Source organism: Streptomyces sp. NPDC001980 (genome assembly GCF_040296885.1).
Taxonomy (GTDB): domain Bacteria; phylum Actinomycetota; class Actinomycetes; order Streptomycetales; family Streptomycetaceae; genus Streptomyces.
This window is the reverse complement of record NZ_JBEOYD010000015.1, coordinates 118,102-141,929: the sequence shown is the minus strand read 5'-3', so window position 1 is coordinate 141,929 and position 23,828 is coordinate 118,102. Positions and strand designations below refer to the sequence as shown.

21 protein-coding genes are annotated in these 23,828 nt (G+C 71.0%); 10 read left to right on the top strand and 11 right to left on the bottom strand.

Going from position 1 to position 23,828, the window contains the following annotated elements; translation table 11 throughout:
* Positions 1–110: 110 nt before the first annotated feature.
* The 6 genes from ABT137_RS23850 to ABT137_RS23825 form a co-directional block, all read right to left on the bottom strand.
* Positions 111–1,571 carry a rhamnulokinase gene (locus ABT137_RS23850; protein WP_351712030.1) on the bottom strand — a complete coding sequence of 487 codons (1,461 nt, stop codon included), beginning with the start codon at positions 1,569–1,571 and terminating at the stop codon, positions 111–113.
* The gene (locus ABT137_RS23845) at positions 1,568–3,607 is read right to left on the bottom strand and encodes a bifunctional aldolase/short-chain dehydrogenase (protein ID WP_351712028.1); all 2,040 of its coding nucleotides are present in this window, start codon (positions 3,605–3,607) and stop codon (positions 1,568–1,570) included. Before ABT137_RS23845 ends, ABT137_RS23850 begins: the two co-directional genes overlap by 4 nt.
* Before the next feature lie 328 nt (positions 3,608–3,935).
* Positions 3,936–4,751, bottom strand: a complete 816-nt coding sequence (locus tag ABT137_RS23840) for an SDR family NAD(P)-dependent oxidoreductase (RefSeq protein WP_351712205.1) — start codon at positions 4,749–4,751, stop codon at positions 3,936–3,938.
* A 20-nt stretch (positions 4,752–4,771) separates the two neighbouring features.
* Positions 4,772–5,611 carry an NAD(P)-dependent oxidoreductase gene (locus ABT137_RS23835; RefSeq protein WP_351712026.1) on the bottom strand — a complete coding sequence of 280 codons (840 nt, stop codon included), beginning with the start codon at positions 5,609–5,611 and terminating at the stop codon, positions 4,772–4,774.
* On the bottom strand, positions 5,608–6,120 hold the full coding sequence (locus ABT137_RS23830; protein ID WP_351712024.1) for a nuclear transport factor 2 family protein: 513 nt from the start codon (positions 6,118–6,120) through the stop codon (positions 5,608–5,610). The genes ABT137_RS23835 and ABT137_RS23830 overlap by 4 nt, the downstream gene beginning before the upstream one ends.
* A 22-nt stretch (positions 6,121–6,142) precedes the next feature.
* Positions 6,143–7,201: a zinc-binding dehydrogenase gene (locus tag ABT137_RS23825; RefSeq protein WP_351712022.1), complete on the bottom strand. Its 1,059-nt coding sequence runs from the start codon at positions 7,199–7,201 to the stop codon at positions 6,143–6,145.
* Between the two features lie 154 nt (positions 7,202–7,355).
* On the opposite strand from ABT137_RS23825, the gene ABT137_RS23820 reads away from it, so the two are divergent.
* The gene (locus tag ABT137_RS23820) at positions 7,356–7,967 is read left to right on the top strand and encodes a TetR/AcrR family transcriptional regulator (protein WP_351712020.1); all 612 of its coding nucleotides are present in this window, start codon (positions 7,356–7,358) and stop codon (positions 7,965–7,967) included.
* Between the two features lie 118 nt (positions 7,968–8,085).
* On the opposite strand, the gene rhaI is transcribed toward ABT137_RS23820, so the two are convergent.
* The gene (gene rhaI, locus ABT137_RS23815) at positions 8,086–9,255 is read right to left on the bottom strand and encodes an L-rhamnose isomerase (protein WP_351712018.1); all 1,170 of its coding nucleotides are present in this window, start codon (positions 9,253–9,255) and stop codon (positions 8,086–8,088) included.
* A gap of 302 nt (positions 9,256–9,557) precedes the next feature.
* Here rhaI and ABT137_RS23810 point away from each other — a divergent pair, with 302 nt between their 5' ends.
* The 9 genes from ABT137_RS23810 (at position 9,558) to sigJ (ending at position 19,616) form a co-directional block, all read left to right on the top strand.
* Positions 9,558–11,075 carry a sugar ABC transporter ATP-binding protein gene (locus ABT137_RS23810; RefSeq protein WP_351712016.1) on the top strand — a complete coding sequence of 506 codons (1,518 nt, stop codon included), beginning with the start codon at positions 9,558–9,560 and terminating at the stop codon, positions 11,073–11,075.
* Positions 11,072–12,112: an ABC transporter permease gene (locus ABT137_RS23805; protein WP_351712014.1), complete on the top strand. Its 1,041-nt coding sequence runs from the start codon at positions 11,072–11,074 to the stop codon at positions 12,110–12,112. Before ABT137_RS23810 ends, ABT137_RS23805 begins: the two co-directional genes overlap by 4 nt.
* A complete protein-coding gene (locus tag ABT137_RS23800) occupies positions 12,105–13,082 on the top strand; it encodes an ABC transporter permease (RefSeq protein ID WP_351712012.1) in 978 nt (325 codons plus the stop codon). Before ABT137_RS23805 ends, ABT137_RS23800 begins: the two co-directional genes overlap by 8 nt.
* Positions 13,083–13,200: 118 nt before the next feature.
* Entirely contained in the window at positions 13,201–14,283 is a 1,083-nt protein-coding gene (gene rhaS, locus ABT137_RS23795; protein ID WP_351712010.1) for a rhamnose ABC transporter substrate-binding protein, read from the top strand.
* A gap of 17 nt (positions 14,284–14,300) precedes the next feature.
* Complete coding sequence (locus ABT137_RS23790) at positions 14,301–14,621, top strand: L-rhamnose mutarotase (protein WP_351712008.1); 321 nt, start codon at positions 14,301–14,303, stop codon at positions 14,619–14,621.
* 19 nt (positions 14,622–14,640) lie between these two features.
* Complete coding sequence (locus tag ABT137_RS23785) at positions 14,641–16,065, top strand: BNR repeat-containing protein (RefSeq protein WP_351712006.1); 1,425 nt, start codon at positions 14,641–14,643, stop codon at positions 16,063–16,065.
* 100 nt (positions 16,066–16,165) lie between these two features.
* On the top strand, positions 16,166–17,191 hold the full coding sequence (locus ABT137_RS23780) for a LacI family DNA-binding transcriptional regulator (RefSeq protein ID WP_351712004.1): 1,026 nt from the start codon (positions 16,166–16,168) through the stop codon (positions 17,189–17,191).
* Between the two features lie 97 nt (positions 17,192–17,288).
* A complete protein-coding gene (locus ABT137_RS23775) occupies positions 17,289–18,590 on the top strand; it encodes an alpha/beta fold hydrolase (RefSeq protein ID WP_351712002.1) in 1,302 nt (433 codons plus the stop codon).
* Between the two features lie 129 nt (positions 18,591–18,719).
* Positions 18,720–19,616 (top strand): RNA polymerase sigma factor SigJ, encoded by an 897-nt coding sequence (gene sigJ / locus ABT137_RS23770; RefSeq protein WP_351712000.1) that lies wholly within the window; start codon positions 18,720–18,722, stop codon positions 19,614–19,616.
* Between the two features lie 7 nt (positions 19,617–19,623).
* On the opposite strand, the gene ABT137_RS23765 is transcribed toward sigJ, so the two are convergent.
* The 4 genes from ABT137_RS23765 to ABT137_RS23750 all read right to left on the bottom strand — a co-directional run bounded on the left by ABT137_RS23765 (position 19,624) and on the right by ABT137_RS23750 (position 23,706).
* Positions 19,624–19,818 carry a DUF5999 family protein gene (locus ABT137_RS23765; protein WP_351711998.1) on the bottom strand — a complete coding sequence of 65 codons (195 nt, stop codon included), beginning with the start codon at positions 19,816–19,818 and terminating at the stop codon, positions 19,624–19,626.
* 137 nt (positions 19,819–19,955) lie between these two features.
* Positions 19,956–21,122: a D-arabinono-1,4-lactone oxidase gene (locus ABT137_RS23760; protein WP_351711996.1), complete on the bottom strand. Its 1,167-nt coding sequence runs from the start codon at positions 21,120–21,122 to the stop codon at positions 19,956–19,958.
* Positions 21,123–21,213: 91 nt separating this feature from the next.
* On the bottom strand, positions 21,214–22,485 hold the full coding sequence (locus tag ABT137_RS23755; protein WP_351711994.1) for an MFS transporter: 1,272 nt from the start codon (positions 22,483–22,485) through the stop codon (positions 21,214–21,216).
* 42 nt (positions 22,486–22,527) lie between these two features.
* Complete coding sequence (locus ABT137_RS23750; protein WP_351712203.1) at positions 22,528–23,706, bottom strand: amino acid deaminase/aldolase; 1,179 nt, start codon at positions 23,704–23,706, stop codon at positions 22,528–22,530.
* Positions 23,707–23,828: the final 122 nt, after the last annotated feature.

Below are 23,828 nucleotides of genomic sequence, written 5' to 3'. Positions count from 1 at the left end.
AGAGGTCGATCATCGGATGAGTGCAGCGTAGTAGGCCGGTGCGATCAACGGGAGACCCGGTCACGGTGTGGCGAGTCGGGAGCCGTCACCGGTCGATCGGTGACACCTCCTCACCGGGTGGCCAGCCGCGCCTCGGCCGCCTCCCAGCGGGCGGTGTCGCCGCGCGGCACGTACCGGGTCAGCGGCTGGGTTCGGGTGAGCAGCCGACGCATGTCGGCCAGATCGCCGACGACACCGTGCGCGCGGGCCTGGACCAGCACGTTCCCGAGGGCCGCCGCCTCCGCCGGTCCCGCTACCACCGGCAGCCCGCAGGCGTCCGCGGTGAGCTGGCAGAGCAGCGCGTTGCGGGTGCCACCGCCCACCACGTACACCGTGTCCACCGGATGGTCGGCGAGTTGCTGCGCCGCCGCGACCGCCCGCCGATGGGCGAGCGCCAGGGAGTCCAGAATGCACCGGGTGATCTCACCGGGCGTCCGCGGCACCGGCTGCCCGGAGGCCCGGCACGCCCCGGCGATCCGCTCCGGCATCCGCCCGGGTGCCAGGAAACCGCTGTCGCCCGCGTCCACCACCGACCGCAGCGCCGGCACGTCGGCCGCCTCCCGCAGCAACTCGCCCAGGTCCGGGTCGCCCCAGGCCCGTACGCACTCCTGGAGCAGCCACAGTCCCATGATGTTGCGCAGATAGCGGACCGTGCCGTCGAGCCCCAGTTCGTTGGTGAAGTTGGCGGCCCGGCTCGCCTCGGTGAGCACGGGTGCCGTCAGCTCCAGCCCGGCCAGTGACCAGGTGCCGGTGCAGATGTAGGCGAACCGCTCGCCGAGCGCCGGTACGGCGGCGACCGCCGACGCCGTGTCGTGCGAGCCGACGGCGGTCACCGGCACCGGCCCGGTCAGCCCCGTCTCCTCCAGCACCTCGGGCCGCAGCGACCCGGCGGGATCTCCGGGCCGCCGCAGCGGCGCGAACAGCCCGAGGTCGATCCCCAGCCGGTCCGCGACCTCGTACGACCAGTCGCGCGTCCGGGGATCGATCAGCTGGGTGGTGGAGGCGTTGGTCAGCTCGGTGCCCTGCTCGCCGGTCAGCCAGTACGACAGCAGGTCGGGGACGAGCAACAGCCGCTCGGCGTGCGCGAACTGGGCGCTCGACCGCGCGGCCACCAGTTGGTAGAGGGTGTTGAAGGGCGCGTACTGGAGCCCGGTGCGGGCGTACAGCTCCACCGCCGGCACATTCGCCCACACCTTCTCGGCGATCCCCTCGGTCCGCGCGTCCCGGTAGTGCACCGGGTTGCCGAGCAGCGCCCCGTCGGCGTCCAGCAGCCCGTAGTCGACGGCCCAGCTGTCGATGCCGACGGAGTCGAGTTCTCCATCGCTCTGGGCACCTGCCGCCCGCAGCCCGTCCAACACCCCTGCGTACAGGGCGAGTACGTCCCACCGCAGCCCCTCCGGCACCCGCACCGGCCGGTTCGCGAACCGGTGCGCCTCGGCCAGCTCCAGCGAGTCCGGGCCCACCCGGCCGACCATGACCCGCCCGTTGGACGCACCCAGGTCGACCGCCGCGTACGACCTCGGCGAGCTCATCGCAGGAACGCGGCCGCCACACCCGCGTCGACGGGGACGTGCAGTCCGGTGGTGTGGGTGAGTTCGCCACCCGTCAGCGCGAACACCGCGTTCGCCACATGCTCGGGCAGCACCTCCCGCTTGAGGATGGTCCGCTGCGCGTAGAACTCGCCCAGCTCGGACTCCTCCACGCCGTACACGGCGGCCCGCTGCGCCCCCCACCCCCCGGCGAAGATCCCCGACCCCCGCACCACACCGTCGGGGTTCACCCCGTTGACGCGAATGCCGTGCTCGCCCAACTCGGCGGCCAGCAGCCGCACCTGATGGGCCTGGTCCGCCTTGGTCGCCGAGTAGGCGATGTTGTTCGGACCGGCGAACACGGCGTTCTTCGACGCGATGTAGACGATGTCGCCGCCGATCCCCTGCGCGGTCATCACCCGGGCCGCCTCCCGGGAGACCAGGAAGGATCCGCGGGCCATGATGTCGTGCTGGAGGTCCCAGTCCTTCGCCGAAGTCTCCAGCAGCGGCTTGGAGATGGAGATCCCGGCGTTGTTGACGACGAGGTCGACCCCGCCGAAGGCCAGTACGGCGGTCCGGAAGGCGGCGACGATCTGCTCCTCGTCCGTCACGTCGACGGTGACCGCGACGGCCCTGTCGGCCCCGCCGAGCTCCTCCGCCACCGCGGCCGCGCCCTCGGCGTTGAGGTCGGCGACGACGACACAGGCCCCCTCGGCCACCAGCCGGTGCGCGATCGCCTTCCCGATCCCGCTTCCGGCCCCCGTCACCAGCGCCACCCGGGTCGCCAGCGCCTTCGGCCTCGGCATCCGCTGGAGCTTGGCCTCCTCCAGCGCCCAGTACTCGATCCGGAACTTCTCCGACTCCTCGATCGGCGCATACGCCGACACGGCCTCGGCGCCGCGCATCACGTTGATGGCATTGACATAGAACTCACCCGCGACCCGGGCGGTCTGCTTGTCCTTCCCGAAGCTGAACATGCCGACGCCGGGCACGAGCACGATCGCCGGGTCGGCGCCGCGCATCGCGGGGGAGTCGGGCAGGGCGTGCCGCCGGTAGTAGGCGGCGTACTCCTCCCGGTACGCGGCGTGCAGCTCACGCAGGCGCGCGACCGCCTCCGCCACCGGCACGGTCGGCGGCAGGTCGAGCACGAGCGGTCGTACCTTCGTCCGCAGGAAGTGGTCGGGGCAGGAGGTGCCCAGCGCGGCGAGCCGCGGATGCTCGGCCCGCGCCAGGAAGTCAAGGACGACGCCGGAGTCGGTGAAGTGCCCGACCTGCGCCCGGTCCTGGGAGGCGAGCGCACGGACGTACGGTGCGAGGGCCGCGGCCCGCTCCCGCCGCTCGGCCTCCGGCAGCACGCCGTACCCCTCGACGACCGGCCCGAACGGCTCCGCCTTGCCGCGCTCCTCCAGGAACTTCTCGGCGGTGCGGATGATGTGCAGGGAGTTCCGCTCGCACTCCTCGGAGCTGTCGCCCCAGGCGGTGATCCCGTGCCCGCCGAGAATGCACCCGATCGCCCGCGGGTTGGCCGCCTTGACGGCCGCGATGTCCAGGCCGAGCTGGAACCCCGGCCGGCGCCACGGCACCCACACCACGGTGTCCCCGAAACACTCGGCCGTGAGCTTCTCCCCGTCGGCGGCGCAGGCGAGCGCGATCCCGGAGTCCGGGTGCAGATGGTCCACGTGCGGGGCGTCGACGAGCCCGTGCATGGCGGTGTCGATGGAGGGAGCGGCCCCGCCCTTGCCGTGCAGGCAGTAGTCGAAGGCGCCGACCATCTCGTCCTCGCGGTCGACCCCCGGATAGACACCGGCCAGCGCCCGCAGCCGGTCGAGCCGCAACACGGCGAGCCCGCCCTCGGTGAGCGTCCCGAGATCCCCGCCGGACCCCTTCACCCACATCAGCTCGACATCACCACCGGTGACGGGATCGGGGGCGGTGCCTTTGGCGGAGGCGTTGCCGCCGGCGTAGTTGGTGTTGCGGGGGTCGGCGCCGAGTCGATGGGAGCGGTCGAGGAGGGCGGCGGCTTCGGAGTGGACGGTCATGGGACTTCCTAGCGGTTTCGATGAACGGTATGACAACGCGCCGCGAAACGGGCGCGGAGCAGTATCGACATGCGGCTCGGCCCGTCGCGTCCATGATGTCGACGCCCTTCGGCCAGGTCCGGCATGACCACCTCTGAACACAGCTTGAATCGTTTCAGGGAAGCTATCCACAGCGCTCCGGCGGCGTCAAGATGTCTGCGTGCCCGCCTTCGGGCCGGTTCGTGAAAGGCGGATCTCCCGCATCGGAAACCTTGACGTGAGGTGCTGTCGGCCTTGCGGTGTCATGAAACGTTTCATCACCGTTTTCGAGACTCAGGCCCGGATCCGCTCACCGCCTGACGCCGCTTCCCTCCCCGTCCGCCGCCGCGCCCCGGCTCATGGCGAGCACGGCGTCGCGGCGGCTCAGCGCGCCGAACGGCGAACCGCCGGTCGGGTTCGGGCTGCCGTGGATCCAGGTGGGGCCGTCGGCGAGGTGGGCGAGCGCCTCCTCCGCGACGTCGTAGGGGTCGGCGAGCTCACCGCCGTACGACTCGCCGCCCGCTTCACGCATCCGGCGGTGGGACGGGGTGTCGGTCCTGCCGAGCACGAGCCCCAGGACGTCCACACCGCTGCCCCGCCACTCAGCCCACAGGCTCTCCGCGAGGACGAGGTCGAACGCCTTGGAGGCACCGTAGGCGGCGAGCCTGGCGCCGCCCGCCCAGGCCGCACCCGAGGTCACCAGCACCATGCCTCCCCGGCCCCGCGCCGCCATCGGGGTGCCGAAGCGGTAGGCCGCCTCCAGTACGGCGGTGCAGTTGCGGTGGACCAGTCGCAGGTGGGCGTCGAGGTCCTTGTCGAGGAAGGCGGAGCTGCGGGTGTCGGCACCGGCGTTGTAGACGAGGAGCCCGACCTCCAGGTCCGCGGTGGCGCGTTCGAGTTCCGCCAGGGCGCCCGCGGCACTGAGGTCGAGCGCGACCGTGCGGACCTCGACACCGTGCCGGGCCCGAAGAGCGTGTGCCGCCTCCTCCAGTACGGGGACCCGCCGGGCCACCAGTACGACGTTGATGCCCCGGGCGGCCATTCCGTGCGCGAACGCGACACCGACCCCGTCGGAGCCGCCCGCGACGATGCCCCAGGGGCCGTATGCGCCGGCTGCGTCGGTCACATCGGTCAACGTCTTCTCCCTCAAGGTTTCTCCGGCACGGCGGCCGGCTCCAGTACCTGCTTCTCGACCGCGTCCGACGCCAGGACCGCCCCGATGATCCCGAGATCCGCCCCCGCGCCCCGCGCGACCTCCCGCACCACGGCGACGTCCTTCGACATCAGGCCCGCCAGCCGCTCCGCCACCGCCGCCACCGAACCACCCCGGGCGACGACGTCCAGGGCGCGGCTCGCCCCGCTGCCGTGCCGCACCGCGTCGAGGACCGTCCGCTCCTCGATCCCCAGCGAGCCGGCCAGGCGCACCGCGTCGATCACGAGGCCCACCTGCGCGACGAACAGTGCGTTGTTCACCAGCTTGACCCGCTGGCCGTTGCCGGGCGGCCCGACCCACAGGACCGGCGAGGCGTACGTCGCCAGCAGCGGACGTACGTCGTCCAGGACCCTCTCGTCCCCGCCGATCCACAGGGTGAGCCGGCCCGCGGCGATGTCGTGCGGGCCGCCCGAGAGCGCGGCGTCGAGCACCCTGATCCCATGCTCCGCTCCCGCCTCGACGAGCAGTCGGGCGGTCGCCGGATCGGAGGTGGTGTGCTGGACGAGCGTCGCCCCCGGCCTCATGGCCGCGAGGGCACCCTCCGGTCCGAGGCACACCGACCGCACCTGCTCGTCCGTGAGCACGACGACGAACACCACGTCCGCGTCCCGGACGGTCTCCGCCACCGTCCCGGCCCAGGCCTGCCCGTCGGCAGCGGCGGCCTCCCGGGCCTGCGGGCGTCGTGCCAGGACGGTGACGTCGTGCCCCGCGGCCAGCAGCCGGCCGGCCATCGGCCGGCCCATGCGGCCCGCGCCGACGAATCCGATCCTCACCGCGTGCGGCCGGACTCGGGCGGCGGTGCCAGCATCTCGCGGGGTCCGGGGGAGCCGTCGAGGTTGGCGTTGATCCGCTCGGCGATGCGCCAGCCCCGCGCGGTGCGCACCCAGCGCCAGGTGTTCGCGGAGACCTGGAAGACCCAGAAGCGGCCGGCGTCGGCGTCCCAGCGCAGATGCAGCGCGTGGCTGCGGCCGGTGGCCTCGTCGCCGTCGACGACGATGTGCGGCACGGTCAGGACATGACCGCAGCCGTTGCCGATCACGCTCTGGTGCCCGGCGCCGTGGACCATGCCGGCGATCTCGTCCCGGCCTTCCATCCGCAGGTGCGGAATGGCGTGGAAGACACCGTCGTCGGTCCAGAGCCCGGCGGCGGCCTCCCCCGAGCCGCTGTCGACGTCGGGCCCGTACTGGGCGACGAGCTGCATGATGTCGACCTGGTCCTGAAGGTCGCGCACCTGTGCCGTCAGCCGCTCGACGGTGGCGCGTAATGCGTCGATCTCACTCATGTGGGCCCTCTCTGAAGTCGGGTCAGGGCACGACGACGATGCGGGCCGGGCCGTTCGCGTCGCGGGCGGCGTCGAGTGCGGCGGGCACCTCGTCGAGCCCGACGGTTCCGCCGAGCAGCGGACCGACGTCGAGGCCGCCCGAGCAGACCGCCTCGAACGCCTCGTCCCAGTCGGTCATCGACGGGCCGCCGCCGAACTGGACGTTGAGGCCCTTCCGTTTGGCGGTCAGGGTGTGCAGGCGCTCGCCCTCCGGCGGCCCGCCCACGGAGAAGATCCGGGTGCCCCGCTCGCACCCCTTGATGATCGAGTCGAGGACGCCGGGGACACCGACGCACTCGAAGACGACGCAGCCCGGCAACCCGGTCACCGCCGCCATCAGGTCCCGCGCCGGCCCGGCCGACCCCTCGGCCACGTCACGCCAGGCCCGGAACGGCGAGACCCCGGCGGGGTCGACGACCACGTCGGCCCCCATGGCCCGGGCGGTCTCACGGCGCGCGGCCACGAAGTCGACCGCCACGACCGGCCCCACCCCCAGGTGCCGCAGCCGTGCGATCACCGACAGGCCGATCGCGCCGCAGCCGACGACCAGCGGTACCTCCCCGGACATGACCCGGGCACGTGACGCGGTCGACCAGCCCACCGAGATCGCGTCGGCGACGCACACCACCTCGCTGGGCAGGTCGGACACCACGACCCGGGTGACGGCCTCGGTCAGCAGCAGGTACTCGCCGAACCCGCCGGGGGAGTCCGGGTTCTGCCCGATGATCCTGCGCCCCGCCGCGGTGGACAGCACCGGCAGCGAACTCACCCGGGTGCCGACGGGGATACGGCGCTCGGTGCCGGGGCCATAGTCGACCACCTCGGCGCAGTACTCGTGGCCCATCACGATGTCGACGTCCTGGTCGTACGTCGACATCCCGCTGTCGTCGTCGGCGCCCGCCTCCGGATGATCCATGAAGTGCAGGTCCGACGCACAGATCCCGCAGGCGAGCGACCGGACCAGGAGCTGTCCCGGTCCGGGAACCGGGTCGTCGACGATCCGCGCCTCGACCGTCCCGCCTCGCAGTACAGCAGCCCGCATCGGCTTCTCCACTTCGCGAACCGAACCCGGGGCACGTCACCGTCCGGGGCCCGTCTGCCAGGGGACTCTAGCGAGGAGAGGGGAGTTATAGAAGACCGTCTCCTGAAATTACGGGAGAGGGCCGAGGGCGCGCCGGGTCACTACGATGGCCCGCATGACCGAGTCTCGCCGTCGCCCGGGCCGTCCACGGGACACCAGCATCGACGAACGGGCACTCGCGGCGACGCGCGAACTGCTCGTCGGGCGGGGCTTCGAGGCGACGACGATCCAGGCCGTCGCGGAGCACTCGGGCGTGCACGCGTCAGCCATCTACCGCCGCTGGCCGTCCCGGATCGAGCTGATCGAGGAAGCCACGTTCCCCGGGCTCGGTCCACTGGGCGTCCGGCCGACGGGAGACCTCCGCGCCGACGTCCGCCGGTTCATCCGCGCCTATCTGGCCGCCTTCAACGCGCCGGCGGCCCGTGCGGCCGCGGCCGGCCTCCTCGCGTACCACCAGGCGTCGCGGCGCCCCCGGCCGCCGGAGCTGGACCTGCGGGTGTCGGCCCGGCCGCAGTTCGAGGACATCCTGCGCGCCGCACCGCCCGGAAGCGTCGACCCCGCCGTGGACCCGGACGACGTCTTCGACATGCTTCTCGGCGCCGTTCTGGCCCGCACGCTCCTGCTCAACGTCACCACGCGACAGCGTCCCGTGGAGCGCACCGTCGAGATGGTGCTCCGGCTGCTCCGTCCCCTCGGCACCGGAGCGGCCACCGCGCCGGACGCGTGACCGGCTGCCCGACGGGGGCATCGAGCCGGGCGGGGACGGCCTCCTTCGATCACCACGCCTCGGTCACCGTCGCCGACCGGCGCCGGGTGTCCGCGACGAGGCGAGCAGCGGCAGTTGCCTACGCCCCCCACCCGGCCTGCTGTCCGCCGACGCGCTCGGCGACGATCTTCTCGGCCCAGCCGGACCGGGCGTAGGCGGCGACGGGGTCGGGGTCCAGCCCCGTCTCCTCCCGCACTTCGCGCAGCAGTGGCCGTACGTCCGTGTTGTAGGCGTCCATGAGCACCGCGTTGGCGCCCAGCACATCCCCGGCGACCTGTGCCTGCGCCAACGCCCCCCGGTCCACCAGCAAGGCCTTCGCCGTGGCCTCCTGCACGTTCATCACCGACCGGATGATCGCCGGGATCTTCGCCTCGATGTTGTGACACTGGTCGAGCATGAAGGCCACCTCGGCGGTGAGCCCGCCCCCACGCACCACCTCGTACATGATCCGGAACAGCTGGAACGGGTCCGCGGCCCCCACCATGAGGTCGTCGTCCGCGTAGAACCGCGAGTTGAAGTCGAACCCGCCGAGCTTCCCCTCCCGCAGCAGCGTGGCGACGATGAACTCGATGTTGGTGCCCGGCGCATGGTGGCCGGTGTCGACCACGACCTGTGCCTTCGGCCCCAGCTTCAGACAGTGGGCGTAGGCCGTCCCCCAGTCCGGAACGTCGGTCGTGTAGAAGGACGGCTCGAAGAGCTTGTACTCCAGCAGCATCCGCTGCCCCTCGCCCAGCCGTGCGTACACCTCGGCCAGCCCCTCGGCGAGCCGGTCCTGCCGCGCCCGGATGTCGTCCTGACCGGGGTAGTTGGTGCCGTCGGCGAACCACAGCTTGAGGTCCTTCGACCCCGTCGCGTCCATGATGTCGACGCACTCCAGCAGATGGTCGACGGCCTTCCGTCGCACCGCCGCTTCCGGGTGGCAGATGCTGCCAAGACGGTAGTCGTCGTCCTGGAAGGTGTTGGAGTTGATCGCCCCCAGCCGCAGCCCCCGCTCCTCGGCGTGCTTGGCCAGGTCTGTGTATCCGTCGGAGCCGTCCACCTTGTCCCAGGGGATGTGCAGCGCGACCGTCGGCGCGACCCCGGTCACGGCGTGCACCTGCGCGGCGTCGTCCAGCTTCTCCTTCGGCGAGCGCGGCACACCCTGCTGGGCGAACACCTTGAAACGGGTCCCCGAGTTTCCGTACGCCCACGACGGCGTTTCGACGGCCTGGGTCTTCAGCACGGCCTTCACCGCGGCGAGGTCGGTCACTTCGGGGCTCCTGGGGGATAGGAACGGGATCCGAACGGGGATCGGAACGGGGCTCTGAATGACTGAGTCATGAAACGATTCAGAACCGCAAAGTATGAGCCCCTCGCAGGGGTGTCAAGCATTCTGACCAACCCCGTTTCCCGTGACTCCGCCGTGACCTTAGGCTATCGAAATTTTTTCGATACGGACCCATTGACGTGACATGCCCGTGGTGTCTACGGTCCCGGCAATCCAGTTGAAACCTTTCACGACGCCGTGAGGTCCGGTGCCCACCGTCTCGCCGGTGTCGTCGAGGAGCCCCCATGACCCACCCGTCCGACACGGGACCGGCCCCGGTGCTGGCGCTGAAGGACGTCTCCAAGTCCTTCGGTGCCGTGCGCGCCCTGCGGGACGTCTCCCTGGAGCTGTTCCCCGGCGAGGTGCACGCCCTCGCCGGGGAGAACGGCGCGGGCAAGTCGACGCTGATCAAGACCCTCGCCGGAGTGCACCGACCGGACGCCGGGCAGGTGCTACTCGACGGCGGGCCCGTCGTCTTCCACGGCCCCGGCGACGCCCGCGACGCCGGAATCGCCGTGATCTACCAGGAGCCCACGCTCTTCCCCGACCTGTCGATCGCCGAGAACATCTTCATGGGCCGCCAGCCCCGGCGCGCGCTCGGCCGGATCGACCACAAGGCCACCCGTGCGGCCACCGCCGCCCTGATGAAGCGGCTCGGCGTCGCCCTCGACCCCGACCGCCCCGCCCGCGGCCTGTCCATCGCCGACCAGCAGATCGTCGAGATCGCCAAGGCACTCTCCTTCGACGCCCGGGTCCTGATCATGGACGAGCCGACGGCGGCCCTCACCGGCAGCGAGGTCGCCCGCCTCTTCGGCGTCGTCCGCACTCTGCGCGACCAGGGCGCGGCGGTGCTCTTCATCTCGCACCGCCTGGAGGAGATCTTCCAGATCTGCCGGCGGGTCACCACCCTCCGGGACGGTGCCTGGATCGCCAGCGAGCTCGTCGACGGCATGACCGAGGACGACCTGGTCCGCCGGATGGTCGGCCGGGACCTGGACGAGCTGTATCCCAAGCAGGAGGTACGGGCCGGTGAAGTCGCCCTTGCCGTAAGGCGGTTGACCCGCGAGGGTGTCTTCACGGACATCTCCTTCGAGGTGCGCTCCGGCGAGATCGTCGGCCTCGCCGGACTGGTCGGCGCCGGCCGCACCGAGGTCGCCCGCGCCGTCTTCGGCGTCGACCGCTGGGACGCCGGCGAAGTCGAGGTCAGGGGACGGAAACTGACCAACGGCGCACCCTCCGTCGCGATGTCCGCCGGCCTCGCCCTCGTGCCCGAGGACCGGCGCGCCCAGGGCCTCGTGATGGACATGTCCATCGAGCGGAACATCGGCCTCACCGGTCTGCGTACGACCGTGAAAGCGGGCCTCGTCGACCGGGGCGCCGAACGCAGCCGGTCCCTCGACTGGGCGGTCCGGCTCCAGGTGAAGTACGCCCGGATCGCCGACGCCGTGTCCACCCTCTCCGGCGGCAACCAGCAGAAGGTCGTCCTCGCCAAATGGCTCGCGACCGGGCCGAGGGTGCTGATCGTCGACGAGCCGACCCGTGGCATCGACGTTGGCACGAAAGCCGAAGTCCACCGCCTGCTCGGCGAGTTGGCCGCCGACGGCGTCGCCGTCCTGATGATCTCCTCCGACCTGCCCGAGATCCTCGGCATGGCCGACCGCGTGCTGGTGATGCACGAGGGCCGGATCACCGCCGAGATCCCGCGCTCCGAAGCCAGCGAGGAAACCGTGATGGCCGCAGCCACGGGGAGGGCCGCCGCATGACGGTGACCACCTCGGAACAGACCCCCGCCGCCGAGACGCCCGAGTCCGCCGGGACCCGGCTCGTCGACCGCGTCTTCAAGATGCGCGAACTCGCCATCCTCGTCGTCTTCCTGGTGATGATCGCCGTCACCCAGGCCGGCAACAGCCAGTTCCTCTCCGAACAGGGCATCAAGGACCTGCTGCTCAACGCGACCATCCTGGTCCTGGTCGCCACCGGTCAGTCCCTGGTGGTGATCACGAGGAACGTCGACCTGTCCGTCGGCTCCACCCTCGGCATCACCGCCTTCGCCGCCGGCGACTACCTGCACGGCGGCGGCAACCCGGCCGTCGCGATCCTGCTCGCCGTGCTGCTCGGCATCGGCTGCGGACTGCTCAACGGTCTCCTGGTGAGCCTCGGCCAGGTGCCGGCACTCGTCGTCACCCTCGGCACGCTCTACATCATCCGGGGCGTCGACTCCATCTGGGTCGGCTCCCGGCAGATCACGGCCGCCGACCTCCCAGGCTCCTTCGTCGACTTCGGCTCCGGCGGCCTGGCGGCGATCCCCTGGCTGGCCCTCATCGCCCTCGCGGTGCTGGTCGCCACCGCCTACTACCTCAAACACTTCGGCAGCGGACGGGAGTTGTACGCCCTCGGCTCCAACCCCGAGGCCGCCCGGCTGGCCGGCATCCCGGTCCGCAAGCGGATCCTCACCGCGTACACCTTCTGCGGCGCCCTCGCGGGGCTCGCCGGGGCGATGTACCTGGCGCGGTTCGGGAACGTCGACTCCGGCACCGGCACCGGCTACGAACTCACCGTCGTGAGCGCCGTGGTGGTCGGCGGCGTCGTCTTCACCGGCGGCTCCGGAAGCGTGTACGGCGCCGCGCTCGGCGCGCTGCTGCTCACCTCCGTCAACAGCGTGCTGCCGGCCCTCGGGGTCAGCTCCGTGTGGGTGCTCGCCATCAACGGCTTCCTGCTGCTGCTCGCCATCGCCGTCGACCGGATCGTCGCGCTGCGGGTGGCCTCCGCCCTGAAGAAGAGGAGCACCCGCCATGCCTGACTCCCTGACACGCGCGGTCCGCTGGGACACGGTCGTCGGTGCGCTGCTGATCGTTCTCCTGCTGTTGTCGTTCGGCTTCGTCGACGGCTTCGGGAACTCGCTCAACCTGTCGTTCCTGATCGGCAACACACTTCCCATCGCGCTGATCGCCCTGCCGATGACGCTGCTGGTCGTCGCCGGCGAGATCGACCTGTCGGTCGCGTCGACCGCCGGGCTCTCGGGCGCCGTCATGGGCAGGCTCTGGAACGAGGGCATGGCGATCGAGACGATCATCCCGCTGTGCCTGCTGCTCGGTGTGGTGTGCGGGCTGGTCAACGGGCTGCTGGTGACCCGGCTGGGCCTGCCGTCGCTGGCCGTCACCATCGGCACGCTCGCGGCCTACCGGGGCATCGCACAGATCGTGCTCGGCTCCGACGCGGTCACCGACTTCCCCACGCAGTACCAGGACTTCGCGGCGGGGCGGCTCGGCGACACGTTCCTGCCGCGGGCCTTCCTGCCGTTCCTGGTGCTGCTGGTGATCGCCGTGGTGGTGCTGCATGCCACGCCGTTCGGGCGGTCGCTGTTCGCGGTGGGGGCGAGTGAGGAGGCGGCGCGGTTCGCGGGGATCCGGGTGAAGCGGAACAAGCTGGTGCTGTTCGTCGCCACCGGGTTCATGGCCTCTCTGACGGGGGTCTTCTGGGCGCTGCACTACGCGAGTGCGCGGTACGACAACGCGACCGGGCTCGAACTGAGCGTGGTGGCCGCCGTGTTGCTCGGTGGCATCGACTTCGACGGTGGCAAGGGAACGCTCGGTGGGGCGGTCGCGGGGGTGTTCCTGCTCGGGGCGCTGCAGAACGTGATGAGCCTGCTGAACGTGTCCGCGCAGTCCCAGATCGTCGTGACCGGTGTGTTGCTCGTCGTCTCGGTGCTTGGGCCGCGGGTTGCCCGGCAGATCTCGTTGGCTCGGCACAGGGGTGCGAAGGCCGTCTGATTGCTGCAGGCCGTATGTGGCTGGTCGCGCAGTTCCTCCCCCAGCCTTCGGCCGGGGGGATCCCCAGCGCCCCCAAGAAAGGGCGCTTCCACAGCCGTTACTGAAAAAGGAACCCGTCATGCGTAAGTCATCCCTCCGGCGTGCCTGTGTGACCCTCGCCGCCGTCTCCTCCCTCGCCCTTGCCGCCACCGCCTGCGGCGGTACGACCAAGAACAACTCCGGCAGCGACGAGACGTCGGCCGCCACCTCCACCGCCAAGGCCGACCCGAACGCCGCGCTCAAGAAGGGCCTCACCGTCGGGTTCCTGCCCAAGCAGGTCAACAACCCCTACTTCACCTCCGCCGACAAGGGCGGCGAGAAGGCGCTCACCGAGCTGGGCTCCAAGTACAAGGAGGTCGGACCCTCCAGTGCGACCGACACCTCCGGGCAGGTCTCCTACGTCAACACGCTCACCCAGCAGCAGGTCAATGCCATGGCCGTGTCCGCACAGGACCCCGGCGCCCTGTGCACCGCGCTCAAGCAGGCCATGAGCAGCGGCATCAAGGTCGTCACCTACGACTCCGACACCAACGCCGGCTGCCGCAACGCCTTCGTCTCGCAGGCCAGCGCCGAGGACCTCGGCCGTACCGAGGTGCAGCTGCTCGCCGAGCAGATCGGGTACAAGGGCGAGATCGCGATCCTGAGCGCCGCGCAGACCGCGACCAACCAGAACACCTGGATCGGGTACATGAAGGAGGAGCTGAAGGACCCGAAGTACAAGAACGTCAAGCTGGTCAAGATCGCCTACGGCAACGACGACGCCCAGCAGTCCTTCCAGCAGACCCAGGGCCTGCTCCAGCAGTACCCGGACCTCAAGGGGATCATCTCCCCGACCACCGTCGGCATCAAGGCGGCCGCCCAGTACCTGTCCGGCTCCAAGTACAAGGGCAAGGTCAAGCTGACCGGCCTCGGCACACCCAACGACATGCGGCAGTACGTCAAGAACGGTACCGTCGACGCCTTCGAGCTGTGGGACCCGGCCAAGCTCGGCGACCTCGCCGCCCGCACCGCCGTCGCGCTGGCCTCCGGGCAGATCACCGGCAAGGAGGGCGAGACCTTCAAGGCCGGCGACACCACCTACACCATCGGCAAGGACGGCGTGATCAACCTCGGCAAGCCGACCGTGTTCGACGCGAAGAACATCGGCCAGTTCAACTTCTAGAGCGGGAGCGGTACTTCATGCAGCGCGTCTGTTTCCTCCTCAAGGTCCGGCAGGACCGCCTCGCCGAGTACCGCGAACGCCACGCCGCCGTGTGGCCGGAGATGCGCGCGGCGCTCTCCGCCACCGGCTGGCACAACTACTCGCTCTTCCTGCGCGACGACGGCCTGCTGGTCGGCTATCTGGAGACCGAGGACTTCGACGCCGCCCGCGCCGGCATGGAGGCCACCGAGGTCAACGCCCGCTGGCAGGCCGAGATGGGTCCCTTCTTCGATGCCCTCGACGGTGCCCGTCCCGACGAGGCGATGACACCGCTCACCGAAGTGTTCCACCTCGCCTGAACCACGACAGGAGCCGCTCGTGAAGAGACGTACCGTGCTCGGTGCCGCCCTCGTCGGCGCCGTCACCACCCCCGCCCTCGCCGCCGGCACCGCCCGCGCGGCCGGCCCCGGACCGTCGGTGAACAAGCAGCAGAGCACGCAACTCGACGCCCAGGCCGTCTTCTTCGTCTCCTACGACGGCCTGGTCAACAACAACTCCTTCCAGAAGAACGGCCTGTTCACCTACCAGGGCCACCAGTACGCCGGCTGGTACACCTCGACCGGCTCCGCGGTGATCGGGCGCCGGGTGCTCGGCGGGTCGTCCTGGTCCACCGTCACCCTCGCCCACCAGCTCAAGTCCAGCGACTCGCACAACGTCATCTCCATGGGCGTGTCGAAGACCGACGGCCGGCTCCACGTCAACATGGACTCGCACAGCGACGGCTTCTACTACGTGAAGTCGGTGGCCGGGCTGCTCGACAACCCCGGCTCCACCGCCTGGACCTCGGCCGTCTTCGGCGCCGTACAGACGTCCCTCGACGGGGTGTCGCCCACCTCCCAGTTCACCTACCCGCAGTTCATCTCCACGCCCGAGGGCAGGCTCCAGCTCAGCTACCGGGTGGGGATCTCCGGGAACGGCCGTAACGCCCTTGCGGAGTACGACGGTTCGGGCTGGACCGCCCTGGGGGAGTGGAGCAGCTCCAGCGGGACGTACACGAGCACGCACGGGTCGTCGACCGCCCGCAACATGTATCTGCACGGCATCGACTACGACGCGGACGGGCGGCTGCACGCCTTCTTCACCTGGCGCGAGCAGTCGGCGTCCGTGATGTGCAACAGCGGTGGCATCACGAACCACGACACCGGCTACGTCTACTCCACCGACCGCGGTCGCACCTGGCGCAACGACGCGGGCGCCCTGGTCGCCACCACCGGCAGTTCGGACACCGTCGCCGTCACCGACTCCGGGCTGGTCGTCGACTCCCTCAACCCGGACCACTCCCTGATGAACCAGGAGAGCCAGTGGACCGACTCCGCCGGCCTCCCGCACACGATCATCAGCTATGTCCCCGGCCGCTTCGGCCAGTGCACCACCGACTACGTCGCCGACCGCACCGCGAACGGCCGCGCCTTCCACCTCCGCAGGAACTCCGCCGGCACCTGGCAGAAGACCGAGATCCCGGTCGCCCTGAACTCCAGCCAGCGCACCAAGCTGGTGCTGGACAAGTACGACAACGCCTACGCGGTGTTCCCCTACGGACGGATCGCCGGCGCGTCCAAGGCCGCGGACTACTCCGACTGGGCGCTGCTCTACGACGGCGGTGACCTGAACGCCTTCGGCGAGGTCGTCATCGACGAGCTGCGGGTCAAGGCGGACAACGTGCTGTCGTTCATGTACCAGGAGACGTCGAGCGGTACGACACCCTCCGCGCTCCACGTCGTCGACTTCGCCCTGCCCGGCTGACCCGGACCGGTGTGCGAGTCATGTCGTAATGTGAAGCCCTTCCGGATGTGCCCTTCCGTGCCGTGAAGGCGCCGTCCATGTTTCCTGGAGGTCTCGACCGATGGCCCAGTCGGTGGGTATCAAAGACGTCGCCCGCGCCGCCGGAGTCTCGGTGGGCACGGTCTCGAACGTCATCAACCGCCCGGACACCGTCGCCGGCGAGACCCGGGCGCGGGTGCAGTCGGCGATCGACCGGCTCGGCTACGTCCGCAGCGAGTCCGCACGCCAGCTGCGCGCGGGCCGCAGCCGGATCATGGGCCTGCTCGTCCTCGACATGGGCAACCCCTTCTTCGTGGACGTGGCCCGCGGCGCCGAGCGGGCGGCCCGGGAGGCCGGGCTCGGCGTGATGGTCTGCAACAGCGCGCAGAACGCCGGCGAGGAGGCCGAGTACCTGTCGCTCTTCGCCGAGCAGCGGGTGCGGGGCGTCCTGCTCACCCCGGCGGACGCCACCGGCCGCAACATCGAGACCTTCCGCCGGCACGGCATCCCCTTCGTGCTCGTCGACCGGGTCGCCGAGGGCACCACCGAGTGCTCGGTGAGCGTCGACGACGTGGCGGGCGGGGCGCTGGCCGTGCGCCATCTCGTCGACGCCGGGCATCGCTCGATCGCGTACGTCAGCGGGCCGCCCGGGCTCAACCAGGTCCGTGACCGGCGCACCGGCGCCCTGAACGCCCTCGCCGAGGCCGGGCTCGGCCCCGACGCGCTGCGCGAGCTGCCGACCGAGCGGCTCGACGTGGCCGCCGGGCGGGACGCGGGCGCCCGCCTGCTCGGCCTCGCCGACCGGCCCACCGCCGTGTTCTGCGCCAACGACCTCCTGGCCCTCGGCGTCCTGCAGGCCATGTACGCGGCCGGGGTGGTCGTCCCGGACGACCTCGCGATCGTCGGCTACGACGACATCGAGTTCGCCGCCGCGGCCGCCGTACCGCTGACCTCCGTCCGCCAGCCCGCCGTCACCATGGGGGCGTTGGCCGCGGACCTCCTCCTGGAGGAGACCGAGGAGGGGGAGGGGCAGGCGGCGCACGAGCACCGCCGGGTGGTGCTCCAGCCGGAACTGGTGGTGCGGCGCTCCAGCCTCGCCGCCCGCTGATCGGTTATTCAGTAACGATTTCATGATCCCGGGGGCGGATCCGCCCGGGAGGTGTGCTGAACTGGGACGCGACCATCCGTCCGTCCCGGGAGAAACGTTGAGCCTCAGCTACCGCCAGCCCGGCGTCGTCCTCACCGACCGCCGCTTCACCGTCCCCCTCGACCACGCGGACCCGGGCGGTGAGACGATCGAGGTCTACGCCCGGGAGGCGGTCGCGAGCGACAAGGCGGACCAGGAGCTGCCCTGGCTGCTGTACCTCCAGGGTGGCCCGGGCTTCGGAGCGAATCGTTTCGTCGGGCGGCAGTCCTGGCTCGACCGGGCGCTGGCGGACTACCGGGTCCTGCTCCTCGACCAGCGCGGCACCGGCCGTTCCACCCCGGTCAACCGGCAGACCCTCCCGCTGCGCGGCGGTCCGGCCGCCCAGGCCGACCACCTGGCCCGCTTCCGTGCCGACTCGATCGTCCGGGACTGCGAGGCGATCCGCCCGCAGGTCACCGGCGGCGCCCCGTGGACGACCCTGGGCCAGAGCTTCGGCGGCTTCTGCACGGTCACGTACCTGTCGTTCTTCCCCGAGGGCCTCAAGACCTCCGTGATCACCGGCGGCCTGCCCTCCCTGGACGCGCACGCCGACGACGTCTACCGCGCCGCCTACCCGCGCGTCGAGCGCAAGGTCACCGGGCACTACGACCGCTACCCGCAGGACGTCGAGCGGGTCCGCCGGATCGCCGAGCACCTCCTGGAGCGCGAGACCCTGCTGCCGAACGGCTACCGGCTCACCGTCGAGGCCTTCCAGTCCCTCGGCCTGATGCTGGGCACCAGCGACGGCAGCCACCGTCTGCACTACCTCCTGGAGGACGCCTTCGTCCGTACCCCGTCCGGCCTGGAGCTCTCCGACGCCTTCCAGGAACAGGTCCAGGGCCTGCTGTCGTACGCGAGCAATCCGCTGTACGCCCTGGTCCACGAGCCCGTCTACGGCCAGGACGCCCGCCCCACCGCCTGGGCGGCCGAGCGGGTCCGCGCCGAGTTCCCGCAGTTCGACGCGGCCAAGGCGCTCGCGGGCGACGCGCCGGTGCTGTTCACCGGGGAGACCGTGCACCCGTGGATGTTCGAGACCGACCCGGCCCTGCGGCCCCTGAAGGCGGCGGCCGACCTGCTCGCCGCCCGCACCGACTGGCAGCCGCTCTACGACCCGGCCCGCCTGGCCGCCAACGAGGTCCCGGTCGCCGCCGCCGTGTACCACGACGACATGTACGTCGACGCCGGGCACTCGCTGGCGACCGCCCGGGCCGTCCGGGGCCTGCGCACCTGGGTCACCGACGAGTTCGAGCACGACGGACTGCGCGCCGGTGCCCCCCGGGTCCTGGACCGGCTCCTCGCGCTCGCCCGCGACGAGGTGTGACCTCCGCCGGTAAGACGAGGTGTGACCTCCGCCGGTAAGACGAGGTGTGACCTCCGCCGGTAAAAGAGGTTGCGGGTGCCGCGGGTCCGCATAGTCTGCGGCCGTGGACGAACGGGGGACACGAACGTCATGAACATGGACACGGAACTGCTGGCCGGCCGCTTCCAGGAACACCGCGGCCAGCTGCGCGCGGTGGCCTACCGGATGCTCGGCTCGCTGGCCGAGGCCGACGACGCCGTCCAGGAGGCCTGGCTCAGGCTCGGGCGCACCGACGTGAACGAGATCAGGAACCTGGGCGGCTGGCTGACCACGGTGGTCGGCCGGGTCTGCCTCGACATGCTGCGCTCCCGTACGGCCCGCCGCGAGCAGCCGATCGACGAGACCTTCGTCCCGGACCCGCTGATCAGGCCGCTGTCGGGCATCGACCCCGAACAGGAGGTGCTGGAGGCGGACTCCGTCGGGCTCGCACTCCTCATCGTCCTGGAGACGCTGGAGCCCGCCGAGCGGCTGGCGTTCGTCCTGCACGACCTGTTCGCGGTCCCCTTCGACGACATCGCGCCGATCGTGGAACGCAGTGCGGCGGCCACCCGCCAGCTGGCCAGCCGGGCCCGCCGCCGGGTCCAGGGGGCCGCCCCGTCGGCCGACCCGGACCTGGGCAGGCAGCGCCAGGTCCTCGACGCCTTCCTGGCCGCCTCCCGGGGCGGCGACTTCGAGGCGCTCGTCGCGCTGCTCCACCCGGACGTGGTGCTGCGCGTCGACTCGGGCGCGCTGGTGCGTGGCGCCGCCGCGTCCAAGGTGGTGCGCGGGGCGCGGACGGTGGCCGAACAGGCCCTCACCTTCCGGCAGTTCGCGGACGCGGCGCAACTCGCGCTGGTCAACGGGACCGTCGGCATGGTCACCGCGCCCGGGGGGCGCCCGGTCTCCGTCATGGCGGTCACCGTCGCCGACGGCCGGATCACCGAGATGTACATCCTGGCCGACCCCGAGCGGCTGGACCGCCTGGACTTCACCGCCGGGGACGACTGACAGCCGTTCAGACGGTGGCGGCCGGGGGCCGATGGGGGCTCACGGTCTGTCCGTCGGGCAGGAGTTCACCGGTGTCGTCGAAGACGATCGTGCCGTCGCACAGCAGGCTCCAGCCCTGTTCGGGATGGGCCGAGACGATGACGGCCGGGTGGTCGTCGGGGTGGTCGGCGGCGCCGGGGCACGGGGGCTGATGCCTGCGCATGGTCGGTCTCCTGTCCTGCGGGTGGTTCCTGTCTCTGTGGTAGCCGAGTTTGTTTTCCGCCGGATGAAGAGGACCCCCACAGGGCCGGAAGCTCCGCGGTGAGTTTCCGGTCGGCGGCGGTCCTCGCCTCCGGCCGGTCAGTCGCCCAGTACTGTGCGCAGATAGGCGTTGGTGAAGCGGCGGTCGGGGTCCAGCCGGTCGCGCAGCGCCGTGAACTCGCCGAAGCGGGGGTAGGCGTCTGCGAAGTAGGCGGCATCCTGGGTGTGGAGCTTTCCCCAGTGCGGGCGCCCCTCGTGCGCGACGAAGATGCGCTCCGCTTCTGCGAAGTACCGCTGATGGGGCATGCCCCGGTACACGTGGACGGCGACATACGCGCTGTCGCGTCCGGATGCCGTGGAGAGAGCGATGTCGTCGGCGGGCGTGGTGCGGACCTCGACCGGGAAGCTGATGCGCAGGTCGGAGTGCTCGATCATGGCCTTGAGTTCGCGGAGGGTGTCGAGGACGGCCTCACGCGGGACGGCGTACTCCATCTCGATCATCCGGACGCGGCGCGGGCTGGTGAAGACCTTGTAGGGGATGTCCGTGTACGTCCTGGCCGAGAGACCCTGGCTGGTGATCCGCGCGATCGCCGGGACGGCGGCGGGCACTGCCCGGCACACGGAACTGAGTGCCTGGAAGACGTTGTTGGAGAGGAACTCGTCCTCGAACCACGTCCTGAACCGGCCCAGCGGGGCGTGGGGGCCGACGGTCCGGTTGTTGCGCAGGGTGTTGCAGTGGTCCGTGTGCGGGAACCAGTAGAACTCGAAGTGCTCGTTGTGCGCGTGGAGTTCGTCGAAGGTCGCGGTCACCCTGTCGAACGTCATCGGTGCCTCGTGTGCGGCGAGGAGGAACATCGGCTCGACCGCGAACGTGAGAGCGCTGACGACGCCCAGAGCGCCGAGTCCGACGCGCGCCGCGGCGAACACCTCCGGGTTCTGCGTCGCGGAGCACCTCAGCAGCGAACCGTCCGCCGTCACCAGCTCCAGGCCACGGAGCTGCGCCGCGATCGCACCCGATGCGCGCCCGGTGCCGTGGGTGCCGGTGCTGGTGGCCCCGGCCGCGGTCTGTTCCATGATGTCGCCCATGTTCGTGAGCGACAGACCCTGTTGGGCCAGAGCCATGTTCAGCGTCCTGAGCCGGGTACCCGCCTCGACGGTGACGGTGCCGGCCTTCGGGTCGATCGCACGGATGCCGCCGAGCCGGTCGGGACGGATCAGTACCCCCTCGGTCGCGGCGGCAGCGGTGAAGGAGTGGCCGCTGCCCACCGTTCACTCTCTGCCGGAGAGCGTCGGAGTGGAGTGTGGCCACGGCCTTCCTTCCTTCTCGGGGTGTCGGGTGAGGGGTGGCTCGGCGTCCCTATCGGACGGACCGGACGCGGTACACGAGCAGCACCCCCACGGTTGCGGCCACGCCGACGCAGGAGAACAGGAGTGGGTAGCCGCGGTCGGAGGTGATGACGAAGCTGGCGAGCAGAGGGGCCAGCGCGGGCGGGACGACCGTCCCGATGTTCATGATCCCGAGGTCCTGGGCCCGGCTGTCGGCATCGGGCAGGACCTGGGTGATGAGAGCCTGGTCGACGGCCATGTAGGCACCGAAACCGCCGCCCATGACCGCTGACGCCACCAGCGTGACGCCGAGGTCGGGAAAGCCCGCCAGCAGGAACCCCGCTGCCGCCTGGAGCAGCGCTGCCAGCGCGACGAAGATCCGCCGTCTGCCGAGGCGGTCGGACAGCACCCCGGCGACGGCGCTGGCCAGGACACCGGCCACGAGGTAGAGGGCGGTACAGGCGAGCAGGCTGCCGGCCGGGTCGGGGACCTTCAGGTCGTCGGTCAGGAAGTAGAGGGTGTAACAGACACCCAGGGAGTTCGCCAGGTTGACCAGGAGCCGGCCACCGAACGCCCAGGCGAATTCGTGGTTCCTGAGCGAGCGGCCCATGGAGGTGAGCAGAGTGCGCAGGCTCAGCGCGGGCTCGGAGCCGTACGAGGTGTCGCGGAACCGGACGAGGAACGGCACGGTGCAGACGATCAGCAGGGCCGCGATGACGAGGTAGCCGCTCGACGGGGACAGCGCGAACGCGGAGACGAGGGCGATGCCGGCCACCACGCCGAGGGCCTGGGGGCCGTAGACCGCGCTGGACACCACGCCGCGCTGGCCGACGGGGACCCGGTCGGCGATCATGGCGGTCAGCCCGGCGGTGGCCGCGCTGAGACCGAGCATGCTCGCCGACCACGCGAGGGTCACGCCCGCCACCGTGGTCTGCTCCCCGGTGATCGCCAGCCCCGCCGCGAAGGACAGCGCACCGCCCGTGAGCCAGAGCCTTCTGCGTCCGAAGCGGCTGCGAGAACGGTCGCAGAGTGCCCCGCACACCGGAAGGGCGAGCAGGGAGACCAGTCCGGAGAGGGCGTTGACGACGGCGAGACCGTGGACCTTGGACGCCGGCTCGATGATCTCCAGCTGCTGGGGGAGCAGGAGTTGGAGGGGGACGAGATTCGCCGTCCAGTACCCGAACCAGACCAGGCTGAACAGGGCGATCCAGCCACGGGAGACGGGCTCGGCCGGCGGATGGCCGGCAGCGGTCGCGACAGCGGCCGCCGGTATCGGGGCCGGAGGGTGGAACTCGGTGGACAATACGGCCTCCGGAGAGCGGAAACGGGCCTGTTCAGGAACGGGTCACAGGAAGGCGTGTCCCTCGCCCCGGTAGGTCGCGACCTCGTCGACGATCTCCGCGCCGGACACCAGGTGGAGGGTGTTGACGCGTTCGCACAGTTCGCCGGCCTTGGCGTGCCGGAACCACACGTGATCGCCGAGCCGCAGTACGTGTGCGGCGGCGCCCAGGACGGGGGTCTGGACTTCGCCGGCCCCTTCCCTGGGGTTCGTGCGCAGCCCCTGCGGCCAGGTGAGAGTCGGCTGGCGGTCGAGGCCGGGCGGGCCGGAGGCGATCCAGCCGCCGCCGAGCACGGTGGCGATCCTGGCGCTCGGGCGGCGTACGACGGACATGACGAAGAAGGCGGCGGGCCGGGGGCGGAAGTGCCGGTAGAAGTCGAAGAGTCCGGGCCCGTAGAGCCCCGATCCGGCACCGATCTCGGTGACGACGTGTTCGGCCGCGGTCTGCTCGACGGAGCCCGTGCCACCGCCGTTGACGAACTCCAGCGGCGCCACCGCCTCGACGGCGGCGATGGCCGCCGCACGCCGCTCGGCCAGTTCACCGGCGGAGACGCGCTGCATGGCACGGATCGCGGCCCGCCTGAGCAGCGACCCGGGCTGGTTGTCGCCCAGTCCGGCGATCTGGCCCTCGTAGGACATGACCCCGGCCAGCCGGAATCCGGACCGGTCCTGGATGGCGCGGGCCAGTGCGGCGGCCTGCCGGGGGGAGTGCACCGGCGAGCGGTACGGGCCCAGGTGGATGCGGCCTCCGGCCAGCTCCAGCGAGGCGTCCAGGTCGATGCAGACACGGATGTCGGGGCGGGCGGCGCCCACCACCTCGTCCACGAAGTCCAACTGGCCGATCGAGTCGATCATGAGGGTGATGCGCGAGGCCGCGCGCTCGTCCGAGGCGAGCCGCTGCAGCGCGGCGCGGTCGGTGGTCGGATACCCGATCACCACGTCCTGGTGGGTTTCGGCGAGCCACAGCGCCTCGGGCAGGGTGAAGGCGAGGATTCCCCGATACCCCTCATGCTGAACGGCGCGCCTGATCAGATCGCGGCTGCGGACCGACTTGCTGGCCAGCCGGATGGTCGCCCGGCCCGCGGCCCGCTGGGCCAGATCCGCGGTGTTGGCGTCGAAAGCGTCCAGGTCCACCACTGCGAACGGCGGGTCCAGGTGCTCGGTCGCCCTGCTCAGCAGGATCATCCGCGCCTCGTCCAGCCCGGTGAGGGCGGATACGGGCCTTTTCACGTCCGCCCTCATGTCTGCTTTCATGTCCGTCCTTTTCGAGTCCGGTCGGGACGTCATGTGCGCACTCACATCCGCAC